This window comes from Arthrobacter sp. CMU6 (assembly GCF_059090205.1).
In genome coordinates this window covers 1-234 of sequence record NZ_JBNHFL010000136.1, presented here as the reverse complement: position 1 = coordinate 234, position 234 = coordinate 1, and the positions used below count along the sequence as shown (strand labels likewise).

Sequence of the window (234 nt, the reverse complement as noted above, 5' to 3'; positions counted from 1 at the left end):
AACGGCTTGACGGGCTCGTCGGCGCCTGCCAAACCGCCCTCACCACCGACGCCCTGCCCGCCAACGGCGGACACCGGCCCCAAATCCTGGCCACCATCGACTACCGTGACCTCCTCGCCGAACTCCAACAACGACAGGACGCACAACGGGCCCAAGGCGCACAGTGGGGCCAGGACGCCCAGGGACCCCAGCCGGCCTACACCGGTCCGATCAACACCGGCCGCACCGGCCAAG

1 pseudogene is annotated in these 234 nt (G+C 70.1%); it reads left to right on the top strand.

Features of this window, described 5'->3' with window-relative positions:
* Positions 1-234 (top strand): annotated as a pseudogene (locus tag AC5RWD_RS23415) (hypothetical protein); the annotation flags it as partial.